This window comes from Methylobacterium sp. NMS14P (genome assembly GCF_028583545.1).
In the GTDB taxonomy this organism is placed as follows: Bacteria; Pseudomonadota; Alphaproteobacteria; order Rhizobiales; family Beijerinckiaceae; genus Methylobacterium.
Genome location: NZ_CP087108.1, coordinates 31,575 through 45,259, shown reverse-complemented (window position 1 = coordinate 45,259; position 13,685 = coordinate 31,575). Strand labels below are relative to the sequence as shown.

The window sequence follows — 13,685 nt, the reverse complement described above, 5'->3', positions numbered from 1 at the left end:
TTGCGCGTGCTCTCAACGACCCGTTGCGGCGAGCAGCCGTTCATCCGGCCCTTCCTCACCTGCGGCCCTCGCATACAGGCTTCTGGCGAGGTCCGGGTCCGCCTGCAGTCCACGCACCCTCCAGGTCCGCAACATGACTGGGTCCCAAGTCTGCGCTAGAAGAAAGGTCGCGTTCGGCGCATTGCGCACGCGGGCGCGCTCCAGCAAAAGCCGTGCGCCACTGATGTCACCGAGCCGGATTAGACCCTTTGCTCGCTCGACAAGCGGATCAACTCGCGATGTTGGCTGTGGTGACGCCGGCGATCGTGGAAGGGCCGCAGCCTTCGCTTCAGCACTAGGTTCCCCCTCCGCAACCGCCGGAACTTCCGGATGCTTGACTACCACTGGGCCCTCAAGATGCCTTGCACGCACTTCCGGCGCGAAGACACCTGAGACCGACGCATCATGACTAAAGATGGCGGCAACACGCTGGTTAGCAGGGGTTGTCTCGCGGATCTGGGCAGCAGGACGCTTTGAGCTACTGGGGCCACTGCTGGCAGCAGCAGCGCGATCCCAACTTCCTTGTACAAAGCTGACATTGAAGCGGCTGGTCGTGACATCTAAGCGGCCGCCGTTTTTTAAAGTCCAAATTGCCGCTATTGTGAGCGTGAAATTTTTGTTGCGCTTATCTTTGTGTGTAATCTGTAGCTTTGAAATATCCCATGAGCTGAGGTCGATATCGTCATTGTCTTCTGACGGAGAGAACGTGTTGACATCGTCGCTAATCGTCGTGCCAGAGGGCAGTCCGAGCAACCTGATCGCTTGAACGACGACCATTTTTGTCGGTATTATCTTGACTTCTATTGGTACGGCGGCGCCAAATTCTCCAGTCGCATCATGGACGATGATCGATATATCAGGTGTCTCGTTCGGCGCGGTATCTATATCATTCCTAGTGTTCAATGCCGCGCTATCGGTGAGTCGAACACTGTCCCCAACCTGCGCCCATGCCGGTGTCGAGAATGTCAGAACAATCACTAGTGCGAGTAGATCGCATCTAGCTCTATTTCGGCAAAGCGTCCTCATCGGATGCACTCCTCGTGGGCGCGTTCCGTTGAATATAAGCGCCGAATACAGCACCGTTCAGTTCGCGTCAATTGATCTCGATTACTATATGGCGGCTTGTGACTAACAACGACCCGGTGCTGGCTGACCTCCATTCGGTCGATCTGCGTCACATACCGGCTCGCGATGATGAACTCGGCCGCTCTCCCGCAGGTAATTTTAGACCTCGGTGGGGCCTAGCTGCCGATAGATTACGGCGTCGTCGGATAGGCGGGCATGACGATGGCTGCAGCCGCCGTCTGGAGCGCCTTCTCCTGCGGATCGGCCCGCTCTTCCACTTGGTTGAGGCCAGGCGTCGCGTTCACGATGGCTGCGATGTCGAGGCTATGGCCGCTCATGAACCGGTAAGGGCCGGTCGCCGGATCTCGCATGAAGCAGTCGATCGCCGCGACGATTTCCCGGCTGCTGATGATGCCCGCTTTGCGAAGGTCCGCGAGGGTCGAAGGTCCGGCCGGCATGGTCGCGCTTGTCGTCTCCGAACGTTGTCCCCCACTGGATCTGCTCACCCGTGAGCCCACCCGGCCAACCCCTATAGGATACCAAGACCGAAACCGGGCGTGCTCACCGGGTTTTCGGACTAGCCAGCAAGGCTACCGGGAGCGGCTGAAGGAGGCCAAGACGCCCGTCCGGTTCACCTTGCAGCCTCCAGCGCAGATCACGAGGCGCGCAGGATCCGCTTCGCTTCCCGATCGGAGTCGGCCCTCTCGAGGTTGAGTCGCGCTCGCATGGCCTTGCTCGGCTTGAAGTGGACGCGCGTTCTGGCCGGGACCGCTACCACGGCACCTGTGTGCGGGTTCCGGCCGGAACGGGCCTCGTGCTCTCGGACGCTGAACATGCCGAAGTCGCGCAGTTCGACGCGATCGCCGTCCGCCAGAGCATCGCCGATCCGGCCGAGGATGGCGTCTACGACCGCCTCGACATCCTTCGCGTAGAGGTGCGGGTTCTGCTCGGCGATGCGGGCGATAAGCTCGGACCGGATCATAGCAGCAAGGTTGCCGTGTCGTTCACCTGACCGCAACCGGTTCGCGGCAATGTCTCGGCCGAGCCACGTTGCGTATCGGCTTGCACTGGTGATGTCGGCCGCTCTCCTGCCCGTGGCCTTAAATCCTAGCGGGGTCGAGCGGCCGACGGGACGCGATGTGGCCGAGTCCGGCGCCGTGACAATGGTCGCTTTCGAGCGCCCAAACAGTAGCTCGCGGCTGCTTCAGGATCTTCAACGTCAGCCGGCTTTACGGCCTTTCCGCTCGCTACGGGCCATGGCGCCGGGCTGGCCTAGTCCGATCGCCTTGGCGAGGGCGGAACGCCGCTCGGCGTAGCTCGGGGCGACCATCGGATAGTCGGCCGGCAGGCCGTAGCGGTCGCGGTAGCTCTTCGGATCCAGGCCGTGGCTGGTCAGGTGGCGCTTCAGCGTCTTGTAAGCTTTGCCGTCGATGAAGCTGACGATCCCGTCATCGCGAACCGACTTGCGGATCTGGCCCGCGCTCGGCTTCTCGACCTCGATCGTTGCAGCGGTCGGACCCGACATACTACCAGAAGTCAGGCCGCGAACTGCATCGTGCACGCTCTGAATGAGACTCGGAAGCTCTGATAGGGGCACCGAATTGTTGGAAACGTAGGCGGCGACAATATCGCCAGCTAGTTCGATGAAACTGGAGCTAAGTGCTTCGTTTTCTTGTGTCACTTCGTTTACCACCGGGTTTTGATCACTCGATCCTCATGTTTGGGATCAGCGCGTCATCCTAGATCGATTGCGCAAGATCAACCCTTCGGCTTGACAATCTGGATCATCCTGGCTGGCATTCCATGTTACGGCGTCCGCGATGGCGCCCCCATGCTCCGCATCCATCTCGAGAGTTGAGACCTCGGCGCGTCGTCATTGGCGTGCCGCCCCTCCGCCGCGAGCGCCGAAGCCGACCGCGCCATCCTCGGCGTGATGCCGTAAGCCGCCTTGAAGGAGCGGTTGAACACCTCGCTGGAACCCAACTGCCAGCGCCGTGCGACTTCCTTGACCCGGGCGCCCGGTGCGGTCAGCTCGAAGAAGGCCCGGTGTAGCCGCCGGCTGCGCACGTAGGCAGCGACGCCGCCGTAGGGGGTGAACAATCTGTAGAGGGTGGAGCGGGACAGGCCGAAGTGCCGAGCGACCGATGCACCGGATAGGCCCGGATCACCAAGATGCCCCTCGATCTGTCGTTTGATGCGGATTAGCAGATCTGCTTCCCCCGCAACCGCCCTGCTGTCGGGGGGATCCATCTCAGCGCGCAGGCAAGCCGCGATCAGCCCGACCGACCCCTCGATGACGGGTGCGCAATCCGCAAGCGTCATCGCCGGTGCCAATTCGATCAGGGCCTGGAGATGCCGACCGATCAAGGCAGCCGCGACGTTCGTGCCAGGCAGGACGAGACCGTGCAGCGCCTCGGGATGCGAAAGGCAGGCCTCCATCCGTGGGCGGGGAATGACCAGCGTCACGTTCGCGAATGCCGTCGCACGGGTCTCAAGTGTCTGAGCCAGATCGAAGACGCAGATATCTCCTGCCCGGACCTGCATAGGTCGGTTTCCGGCAACCCCATCGTAGCCACCGCTGGTGTAGAGCTGGACGATGACATGATCGACGCCACTGCGAGCGATGGTTTCCGGCGTCCGGCGGAAGCGCTGGCTGCTAGCTCGTGTGGCCCCCAACACGACCGGTCCGAGCGCGTAGCTGACGAGATCGGCGCGGAAGGGGCCAAGCTCGCCCCACGCGAGTTCGTCGACCTCGAACAGGGTGCCGACCGCCTCGCGCCAAGCCGCCGCGTTATCCTCAGGACTCATCGTATCGGCTTGGAAGCCAAAACACGGCACGGGATCGCCGACGTCAGGGACGTCAAGTTCGAACCCCTGTTCTGCCGGCCGCTCGGGAGCTTGGCTCATACCCGCAGCCTTTCGCTCGATCCGTTGTGCCGCCGCTTCTCCCTGATAAACCGCCAACGTTGACTTAACCGTGCGCCCCAGCCGACATGGGCGGTCACGGCCATGCTCGCCTCGGCGAGTCGTGAGCCGGCCATTCAGGAGAGCAACCGCCGCAGTAGGACCCTGAAAAGCCAACGGGCCCCCCGTCGCCAAACGAGGAGCCCGTCGAAAATCGAGATGGCCTGTGGGGCCGCTTTTCCAATCCCCACAAGCCATGAAGACGCCCCTGGCGTCAAGCGGGAACGCCAATTCCCGCAACGATATCGGCTTGTCTTGAACGGAGCGCACAGCGTGCGCCGCCGAACGTCCCTCTGTGGCCCTGTGGATAAGGGCCGAAATACGTGTTCGCAGACGAGATCCGCCGCGCGATCGAGGCGGCCACCCGACTCACTCTGCCGAAGGTAACGGCGCTGCTTTGGCGCGCCTACGGGGAGGGCCAGATCACGGAGGGCGAGGCCGAGGAGCTGTCCGTTCTCATTGAGGGGCGGACATTATCCGAAAGCAGCCCTAGGCCCGGACAGAGCCCGAACCCAACAGGAACTGGCGCCGGGGAGGGAACAGCCGATCCCCGGAAATTGTTACAAGCCGTCAGGAGGGCCGTCGGCTCGCGCCCTCGCACGGATGCCTCAATGGAGCGCCGTCGGCGCTGGGCGGCCTCTGGACGGCTCCCTCCGGCCATCGCAGCCCGCTTCACCCTAGCCGAGCAGGCGGTCCTCAGCCTCGTGGCGGCCGAGGTCGCCCGGCGGAAGGACTGCCGCCTGTCGATCGAGAACATGGCCGCTGTGGCAGGCGTGTGCCGCTCGACGGTGAAGAACGCCATCCGTGAGGCACGGCAGCTCGGCCTTCTGACGGTCGAGGAGCGCCAGATCACCGGTTTCCGCAACGACACCAACGTGATCCGCATCCTCAGCCCGGAGTGGCTCGCCTGGATCCGGTTGGCCCGAAAGGGGGATGCTGCCCGGCCTACCCCCGCGCAGGGGAAGGGGCGTCACGGCCCCACCTCTCAGGGGGGAGGGGTCAAAAGCGTAACCAGCACGCCTACTAAGGTTCCAGATCTGGGGAAAACGAGGCCAGCGGAACCGAAAGAAGGCTGCCGAGGGGCAGCGGGCGACCTCGACCGATCAGACCATGCGAAAATTCTTACGGGTGGTATGGCGGGCAGCGCTATGCGTTAGGTGCAAGTGGCTGGACTGATATGCCGAACAGGTGACGCGATGAGAGAGCCGGCATCGGGATGACGATCGTCGAGTTTGTCCGCGTCTTCCTGCACGATGCTCCGGTGGGCGTTGTCGTCACAAACGCCGATCTCACGCGGCCCGGTCCGACGATCCTCTATGCCAACCCTGCCTTTGGGCAGCTCACTGGCCGCGATCCAAATGACCTCGTCGGACAAAGCCCACGGTTCATGCAGGGGAAGGAAACCCGGCGGACTGCCCTCGACGCCTTTCACCGCGCTCTTGCGGGCGGCGACCGCTTTCAGGGCTATCTCACCAACTACCGCGCTGACGGTACCAAGTACCGCGTCGAGCTCGACTGCCGACCGTGTCAGGATCCCCTTGGCAAGGTGTTCGCGTTCATCGCTTTCGAACGAGAGGTTACGCGGCGGCTCGGACGGCCAGCCTCGGGCCAAGCGGGCCGCTATGAGCCTGCCGACCTAAGTAACGACTCGTTTACCGGCGCCCTACGTGAACTGGGCGTATTCAGCGCGGAATATAATGTGAGTTAGGTTCAATGCATTGCAAAGCGAGTCCGAATGTAATCTAAATCATGTTCTATTCCGGACGCTTCTCTCCATGAGGTTGGTCCATTAACACCTAATTAATAACTTAAGCGCAGCTTCTGGTAACTTGTGGTGGGGAGCACGCATAACGTGCCCACTGACCAAGTCCTCATCTTTGCCCGTGTGGCTGCGCAGCCGCTCGTGTGCTCTCAGCACAGGGGCCGGGCAGACATGGGTTGGACCTCTTGAAAGGGGACCTGCGCGTCATGGCTTCTTCCCAAACCGCCCTGGTCCGTCCGCGCCTGACAATCAAGGCGACGCTCGTGGGCGCCTTTGGCCTGCTCGCTCTCATCACCGCGGGGCAAGGCGCGCTCTCGATCCTCAAGCTCACAGGCATCCGTCACAGCGTCAGGGAAGTTGCCACGAACTGGCTACCTTCCGTCGTCGCCTTGGGTGCAGTGAGAGAAGCTGCATCCGAGGTCCGTATCAAGCAACTGCGCCTGCTCAGCCTGTCCGACACACCGGCCCATCTGTCCAGTAATGAGGCCAATCTCGCTGCCACTCACGACAAGCTTGCCCAAGCCCGTAAGATCTACGAGCCGCAGATCGCCTCATCCGAGGAACGTGCGGTCTATGAGGCCTTCGCGGCGGCTTGGAGCCAGTTCCAGCGGGTCGATGCCGAGATGCGCCGCCTGATGGAGGCCGGACAGCAGGCCGCGGCACTCGCAGCGATGAGCGGACCGGATGCCGTGAAGCTCTACGATGAAGCGCGAGCTGACCTAGCCCATGACATCACCCTGAATGAGGAGGGCGCGCGCAAGGATGCCAACGCTGCCATGGCCGAGGCTGATGCCGCCACGATGGCCGCCTACGTCGCTGTTGCTCTAGCGGTGCTGGCCGCTTGTGGCGCCGCTGTCATCGGCCTTTTGCGCATTTCCCGTCCGATCCAGACCATGACGGTGACGATGGGTGTGCTCGCCGGCGGCAACTCAGAAGCCGAGGTGCCTTACCGCGCCCGACGCGACGAGATCGGTGCGATGGCGGCCGCTGTGCAGGTGTTCAAGGACAACCTGATCCGCACCCGTGCGCTGGAGGCGGAGACTGCCCAGGCACGACTCGCCGCCGAGGAACAGCGCAAGGCCGGCATGCGCCAAATGGCCGACGGGTTCGAGGCCGCGGTCGGCGGCATCATCGGCATGGTGTCGTCCTCAGCCACCGAGCTGCAGGCCACCGCGCAGACCATGACCGCCACAGCCACCGAGACGGCCACTCAGTCGACTATGGTGGCTGCCGCCGCCGAGGAGGCCGCCTCCAACGTCAACACCGTGGCCGCTGCCGCCGAGGAGTTGGGTTCGTCCGTCCAAGAGATTGGCCGGCAGGTCAGCGGCTCGGCCGAATTGGCCCAGCGTGCCGTCCACGAGGCAGACCAGACCGGCGCACTCGTTCAGGAACTGAGCGCAGCGGTGGCGCGCATCGGCGACGTGGTCGGGCTGATCTCGACCATCGCCGGCCAGACCAACCTGCTGGCGCTGAATGCCACTATCGAAGCTGCTCGTGCTGGAGCGGCTGGTAAAGGCTTCGCCGTCGTCGCCTCCGAGGTGAAGGCGCTCGCTGAGCAGACCGCTAAGGCCACGAACGAGATCTCGGGGCAGATCGCACAGATCCAGACCTCGACCGGTCAGGCCGTCACGTCGATTGCCGGGATCACCGGGCGGATCCGCGAGATCAACGCGGTCGCGGCCTCGATCGCGGCCGCGGTCGAGCAGCAGGGCGCGGCAACCCAGGAGATCGTGCGCAACGTCAGCCAGGCGGCGATGGGCACCGGCGAGGTGACCGGCAACATCGCGGGCGTGGCAGGCGCAGCCGAGGAGACCGGCGCGGCCGCTAGCCAGGTGCTCGGGGCGGCCTCGGAGCTGTCGCGCCAGTCCGAGCACCTCTCGGCCGAGGTCGGGCGCTTCCTCGCCACAGTGCGTGCAGCGTGAGGCGGCGATGGCCGAGGTTCACCCGCTGCCACACAGGTTCAACCACGAAGGTGCTGAGCGCCTCGTCAAGGCTCTGGAACAAGCCTTTTCAGCCAACGTGGATCTGGGCCCGCGCTGGGCACAGATCAGGGCGCTCGGGCTCTCGTTGCAGCAGCTGAGCCGCGACCTTGAGCAGGAGATCAACTGGGCAGTCTTGCCACTCGACACATTGCCCGAGGCTTTTCGCGACAACCTCCGTCGCCTGGCTGCAGCCCTCACGCGGCTCGGCGTAATCGCGCAGGCCTATCCATCCACGACCTAGCACGAAGCCTCTCTCGCTGCCTCAGAGGCCAGCCGTCTTCGAGGATCCCTCAAACCGTAGACTCATCCCCGATCGAGGCCCAGCGTGTCACCTATTCAGATATCGACGGACGAGGAGGGTCGGCTGAAGGCGCTGGCCGAGCATGACATCCTGGAGGCCGCCCCGGATCCTGCGCTTACCAACATCGTCGAGCTAGCTGCCCAGCTGCTCGATGCGCCGGTAGCCTTCGTGTCGTTCGTCGATCGCGATCGTCAGGTGTTCCATGCCAAGCACGGTCTGGAGCTGAATGAGACTGGTCGTGATGTTGCGTTCTGCGCGCGCACCATCCTGCAAGACGACGTCCTCTTCGTTCTCGATGCGGCGCGCGATCTGCGCTTCCGCGACAACCCGCTGGTCACCGGCGACCCATTCATCCGTTTCTATGCGGGTGCGCCATTGCGCACCGGTGACGGACACGCGATCGGCACGCTTTGCCTTCTCGGCTCCGAGCCGCGCCCTGCATTCACAGCCAGCGATCAGCGTGTCCTGACCAGTCTCGCTCGCCTCGTGCTCGACCAACTGGAGTTGCGCCGCATTGACGTCTTACGACGTGCCACGCAGAACCGGTTCGAGCAGATCGCTGGCACCTCGCCCGATGGCATTATCTGCGCCGACCAGCACGGACGTATCACCTTCTGGAACGCCGCCGCGGCGCGCATCTTCGGCCATGCCGCTGACGAAGCGGTCGGACAACATATCGACCTGATCGTGCCGGAACGGATGCGCGGTGGTCATGAGGGCAGCCTGCGTCGGCTTGCCGATGGCATCCCTGGACCCTTGATTGGCCGCACTGTCGAGCTTTTCGGCTGTCGCCGGGACGGCCACGAGTTTCCGATCGAGTTGTCACTGTCGACGTGGCGCGAGGGCGAGGCTGCAGCCTTCGGCGCGATTGCGCGCGACGTCAGCGACCGTCACGCGACCGAAGGCCGCTTGTTCCGCCTCGCCCACCACGATGCGCTGACCGGCCTGCTCAACCGCGACGTCCTGCACGCTCGGCTAGGGGCAGCCTTGGCTGCGACGCTGCCCACCGCGGTGCTGATGCTCGATCTCGATGGGTTCAAGGACGTCAACGACGGTCACGGGCATGCCGTCGGCGATGCGGTGCTGCGCCAGACGGCCGAGCGCGTGCAAGCCTGCATCGGATCGGACGCCGTCGCGGCACGCTTGGGCGGTGACGAGTTCGTAGTCGTTTTGCCCAACGTGGGTAACCCCCTCATCGCGGTCGCGTCGGCCGAAGCGATCCTGAACGCCATGTCTGAGCCGTTCCCGGTCGGAGATCACCTGCTGCGCCTCAGTGCCAGCGTCGGCGTCGCTTTGAGTCCGGCCCACAGCAACGACACGGAAGATCTTCTGGCTTGTGCGGATGCGGCACTATACCGGGCAAAAGCCGACGGTCGCGGCCGCCATCGCCTGTTCACGCCCGACCTGCGCGAGGCTGCCCAACGCGAGCGAACCTGCCGCGATGGGCTCCGTCGAGCCGTCGAGCACGACGAGTTCGAGTTGCACTATCAACCGCAGGTGCGGCTGTCCGACGGCACACTCCTCGGGGCAGAAGCGCTGCTCCGCTGGCGACATCCGGATCACGGACTGATCGGGCCAGCCGCGTTCCTGGCGACGCTGGAGACGGGCCCGCACGCGGCGGTGGTCGGCAACTGGGTCCTCCACACGGCCTGCGCTCAGGCAGAGGCTTGGCGTCAGAATGGCTCTCCCGATTTTCGGATCGGGGTGAACCTGTTCGGGGCACAGTTCGCACGTGGCGACCTCGCCGAGGCGGTCAGCCGGGCTCTCGTCAAGACCGGATTGCCCGGTGCGAACCTGGAACTTGAGATTACCGAGAACATCATCCTGCGCCACGATGAGGTGCTGGTCGATGCCTTGCGCGACCTGCGGTGGTTGGGTGTCGGCGTGGCGTTCGACGATTACGGCACGGGTTACGCCTCGCTCAGTCTGCTCAAGCGGTTTCCTCTGACGCGGCTGAAGATCGACCGCAGCTTCGTGCAGAACTTGTGCGATGACCCGCAGGATGCAGCGATCGTGCGGGCGATCATAGCGCTGAGCCGCAGCTTCGGTCTGGACGTCATCGCGGAAGGGGTTGAGACGGAGGAGCAGCGCCGCCGCCTGATCGCGAAGGGGTGCGAGACAGCACAAGGCTACCTGTTCGGGCGTCCGATGCCGGCAGAGGAGTTTGCAGAACGCTTCGGCTTAGGCGGCGCTTGGGCAGTTGAGCCAGTGATAAAAGGGCGAAGCGGATCCAGATAATCCAAGAGACAACACGGTTTTGAACTCGCAGGCTAGGCGTAGGGGCCGCCGAAAAGATCACCGAGCGCCTTTCTCCGGAACAGCGTGCGCCATCGCCGTCGCTGATGCTCGGGCCGATCGTGGATCATGTGGCACCGCTGACAGAAGGCCGCTAGATTGGCGTCCGCGTTGTTCGAGGTGTCGTGATCCCGGTGGGCTGCCGCCAGGATAACCCGGGTCTGACGGGCGAGGCCGAGGATGTCGGTCCCCGACCCTACGCGGGTCCGGCGGCCCCAACCGTCGCGCCACCGGCCGGCTTCAGCATCCCACCAACGGCCGTCGCCGAGGTGGTAGACCAATCGCCCGTGCGGCCGCCCGCACCCCTCGCAGCAGCCTTTCGCCCGGCCGAACCGGATCACGGCCGAGAGCTGCGCCCAATCGATGGGGTAGAAGAAGCGGTGCTCGGGCCGGATCGGCATGGTGGTGGCATTCTGCCACCTGTTGAGGACGAAGCGTAGCGGGAAGGTGCCCCCCTCAGGCATGCTGAGGACGGCTAGCTCCCTCGGGGCATCAAGCCCCCGACTTGCAAAAACATTTCAGCACGTCAGGGTTGTATAAACGCGCATCACGGCCCTGTGATGATCGTATTATGACAGCAGTATTGGCTCTGTTTAGCTATTTTCTTTCGTCTATGATTTTCGTAATAGAGAATTAATCATTGGACACGACTGTGTTGTGCCATCGGGTATTGGCCGCGGAACGTGGCCGCGCATCGCCCCATTGATCGCCGACAACCTCGCTAGCCGAGCCAACGCAACTCTGGGGACAGTACGATCATGTTCGGCGGAACCCGCGTCGCGGCGGATCAGGCGGCCAAACTCGACGCGCTTGATCGCTCACAAGCGGTCATCGAGTTCCAGCCTGATGGTACGATCCTCACGGCCAATGCCAATTTCCTGGCCGTCATGGGCTACACGCTGTCCGAGGTGCAGGGTCAGCACCACGCCCTGTTCGTGGAACCAAGCTACCGCGACAGCGCCGGGTACTGTGCGTTCTGGGACGCTCTGCGCCAGGGCAGGTTCCAGTCCTCCGAGTTCGAGCGGATCGCCAAGGGCGGTCGGCACGTCTGGATCCAGGCGAGCTACAACCCGGTGCTCGACCGGGCAGGCCGCGTCGTGAAGGTCGTCAAGTTCGCATCAGACATCACGGCGCAGAAGTTGCGCATGCTCGACCTGGAGGGCCAGATCGCCGCCCTGCACCGCTCGCAGGCCGTGATCGAGTTCGAGCCGAACGGAACGATCATCGATGCCAACCAGAACTTCCTCGACGCGATGGGCTACCGCCTCGACGAGGTCCGAGGGCGGCATCACAGCCTGTTCGTGGACGCGACCGAGCGGAGCGGTGCAGCTTATCGCGGGTTCTGGGAGCGCTTAGGCCGGGGCGAGTTCGCCGCAGGAGAGTTCCAGCGTGTCGCCAAGGGCGGTCGCGAGGCGTGGATCCAGGCGACCTACAACCCCATCCTCGACGCCGGCGGTTGCGTTCTGAAGGTGGTGAAGTTCGCCGTCGACATCACCACGCAGGTGCACGAGCGCCAACGCCGCATCGAGGCACAGCGGACGATCAGCGCGGATCTCGACGCGATCGGCTCCGCCGTCGAAGACGTCTCGCGGCAGACCGCTGAAGCCGCCGGGACGGTCGGTCAGGTTTCGAACGACATCCAGATCGTAGCCTCGGGGGCTGAACAGCTGTCGGCTTCGGTCGGCGAGATCAGCCAGCAGGTCAGTCACGCGGCGCGCATGGCTGGGGAGGCGGTCGAGCAGGCCCGGCACACAAGCGGCATCGTCGAGGGCTTGAGCGGCCATGCAGCACAGATCGGCGACGTGGTGACGATGATCCAGGGGATCGCATCACAGACCAATCTCCTCGCGCTCAATGCCACGATCGAGGCGGCGCGCGCGGGCGCCGCGGGTCGGGGCTTCGCGGTCGTGGCCACAGAGGTGAAGGCGCTCTCGGAGCAGACCGCCAAGGCGACGCAGGAGATTGCGCGCCAGATCACCGCGACGCAGGCGGCCACGCGCGAAGCAGTCGAGGCGATCAGCTCGATCCAGGGCACCATTCAAGGGCTGGACGAGGTATCGGCTGCGATTGCGGCGGCGGTGGAGGAGCAGTCGGCTGTGACCCGGGAGATGTCGGGCAGCATGCACACGGCCGCGCACGGCGTGACGACGATCGCCGGCGGCATGGAGGCGATTGCCAGGGCGAGCGAGAAGGTCGACGTGGCGACACGCCAGGTACGCGAGGCGGCGCATGCAGTCGGCTAAGAAGTCCAAAACCTTAAACGTCAGCGGCTGACCGAGTCGGCATCATCCGATGATGTCGCCGGGTCAGCCGGTGGCGCGGCCAAAGACCTGCCGCGGCTTGGCCGTTTGTGTCTTGCGTCGATCCGGTATCGATAGGGGGCCTCTCATACGGAGGCGCACCTATGTCGGACGAGAACGAGACCCCCGAACCCACCCCGAGACGTCCAGGTTGGACACCCGCGGCCCGGAAGTCCCGTAAGAGCATGTCGAAGCGGCTTAAGCACAGCCTCGATGCCCACGCCGAGACTGAGGGCGAGCGCCGACAGAACCGCCTGAAGACCGGCACGCCGAAGCGGGACGATGTCGGCAGGGCGGTGCTGCACGCGGTGCTGCGAGCCATGGATCGCAACCCGCATTTGGAGGGCCCTCAGGAGATACGGCGCTACACGATCGCCCTGCTCGGCCAAGCGCTCTTCAACAAGGAGGAGGCCGAGCGGGTGATCGCCGACATGATCGTCCGAGCCGACCACGACTTCGAGGAGTGGATCTATGGCCGCACGTTCCGAGCATGGCGTCATGGCGGTTGCAAAGGCCCTCGTCCTGAACGGAAAGGCGACCGTGCAGGCAAGGTCCGATCAATGCCGCGCCGGCCGGACGGCACGATGCCCTGGACGAACACGACGCCTCGGCCATCGGGATCGAAGCGCCGGAAGCCGTCATCGGATGACGCCGCCTGAGCGGTCATCGGCTGGCTTCTACTAACGGGGGGCCGAGGTGAATTCTGGGTGCGCCAGGGTCGTCACCCGATCGCTCAGAAAGACGGACGACGAACGTGCCTCAGTCCAATGCCTGTGGGTGCCGCTTCAGTGTGCCGGCGTAGTGCTTGGGGATCCTGGGGCAACCATCGTGCGCCCGCTGATGCATCATCGCGACGCCCCCCTCACCCGAGTAGAGCCCTTGCGTGCGCACCCGGCCCTGGCAGGTCGGGCAGCGCTTCTCGGCGGCGCGGTAGTGCATGCACCTCGGTCAACGGCACGAGCTGCCACGCGCCGTCG

General features: G+C 64.2%; 13 protein-coding genes. 7 read left to right on the top strand and 6 right to left on the bottom strand.

Going from position 1 to position 13,685, the window contains the following annotated elements; all coding sequences use genetic code 11:
• Positions 1-12: 12 nt before the first annotated feature.
• The 5 genes from LOK46_RS32685 to LOK46_RS32665 all read right to left on the bottom strand — a co-directional run bounded on the left by LOK46_RS32685 (position 13) and on the right by LOK46_RS32665 (position 4,011).
• Complete coding sequence (locus tag LOK46_RS32685) at positions 13-1,017, bottom strand: hypothetical protein (protein WP_273565231.1); 1,005 nt, start codon at positions 1,015-1,017, stop codon at positions 13-15.
• Positions 1,018-1,295: 278 nt separating this feature from the next.
• Positions 1,296-1,562 (bottom strand): hypothetical protein, encoded by a 267-nt coding sequence (locus tag LOK46_RS32680; protein ID WP_273565230.1) that lies wholly within the window; start codon positions 1,560-1,562, stop codon positions 1,296-1,298.
• Positions 1,563-1,759: 197 nt separating this feature from the next.
• Entirely contained in the window at positions 1,760-2,086 is a 327-nt protein-coding gene (locus LOK46_RS32675; RefSeq protein WP_273565229.1) for an HU family DNA-binding protein, read from the bottom strand.
• A gap of 237 nt (positions 2,087-2,323) precedes the next feature.
• The gene (locus LOK46_RS32670; RefSeq protein WP_443192930.1) at positions 2,324-2,797 is read right to left on the bottom strand and encodes a MucR family transcriptional regulator; all 474 of its coding nucleotides are present in this window, start codon (positions 2,795-2,797) and stop codon (positions 2,324-2,326) included.
• 113 nt (positions 2,798-2,910) lie between these two features.
• Positions 2,911-4,011: an AraC family transcriptional regulator gene (locus LOK46_RS32665; protein WP_273565228.1), complete on the bottom strand. Its 1,101-nt coding sequence runs from the start codon at positions 4,009-4,011 to the stop codon at positions 2,911-2,913.
• Positions 4,012-4,391: 380 nt separating this feature from the next.
• Here LOK46_RS32665 and LOK46_RS32660 point away from each other — a divergent pair, with 380 nt between their 5' ends.
• From LOK46_RS32660 to LOK46_RS32640, 5 genes are all read left to right on the top strand, one after another.
• Positions 4,392-5,225, top strand: a complete 834-nt coding sequence (locus LOK46_RS32660; protein ID WP_273565227.1) for a helix-turn-helix domain-containing protein — start codon at positions 4,392-4,394, stop codon at positions 5,223-5,225.
• Between the two features lie 59 nt (positions 5,226-5,284).
• Positions 5,285-5,776, top strand: a complete 492-nt coding sequence (locus tag LOK46_RS32655; protein ID WP_273565226.1) for a PAS domain-containing protein — start codon at positions 5,285-5,287, stop codon at positions 5,774-5,776.
• Between the two features lie 260 nt (positions 5,777-6,036).
• Positions 6,037-7,752 carry a methyl-accepting chemotaxis protein gene (locus LOK46_RS32650; protein ID WP_273565302.1) on the top strand — a complete coding sequence of 572 codons (1,716 nt, stop codon included), beginning with the start codon at positions 6,037-6,039 and terminating at the stop codon, positions 7,750-7,752.
• 7 nt (positions 7,753-7,759) lie between these two features.
• The gene (locus LOK46_RS32645; RefSeq protein WP_273565225.1) at positions 7,760-8,053 is read left to right on the top strand and encodes a hypothetical protein; all 294 of its coding nucleotides are present in this window, start codon (positions 7,760-7,762) and stop codon (positions 8,051-8,053) included.
• Between the two features lie 84 nt (positions 8,054-8,137).
• On the top strand, positions 8,138-10,351 hold the full coding sequence (locus LOK46_RS32640; protein ID WP_273565224.1) for a putative bifunctional diguanylate cyclase/phosphodiesterase: 2,214 nt from the start codon (positions 8,138-8,140) through the stop codon (positions 10,349-10,351).
• 32 nt (positions 10,352-10,383) lie between these two features.
• On the opposite strand, the gene LOK46_RS32635 is transcribed toward LOK46_RS32640, so the two are convergent.
• Positions 10,384-10,809, bottom strand: coding sequence for a hypothetical protein (locus tag LOK46_RS32635; protein ID WP_273565223.1), 426 nt, complete (start codon positions 10,807-10,809; stop codon positions 10,384-10,386).
• 357 nt (positions 10,810-11,166) lie between these two features.
• Here LOK46_RS32635 and LOK46_RS32630 point away from each other — a divergent pair, with 357 nt between their 5' ends.
• Together LOK46_RS32630 and LOK46_RS32625 are read left to right on the top strand one after the other, a co-directional pair.
• Positions 11,167-12,651, top strand: a complete 1,485-nt coding sequence (locus tag LOK46_RS32630) for a methyl-accepting chemotaxis protein (RefSeq protein WP_273565301.1) — start codon at positions 11,167-11,169, stop codon at positions 12,649-12,651.
• 242 nt (positions 12,652-12,893) lie between these two features.
• Positions 12,894-13,367, top strand: a complete 474-nt coding sequence (locus tag LOK46_RS32625; RefSeq protein ID WP_273565300.1) for a hypothetical protein — start codon at positions 12,894-12,896, stop codon at positions 13,365-13,367.
• Positions 13,368-13,685 lie beyond the last annotated feature (318 nt).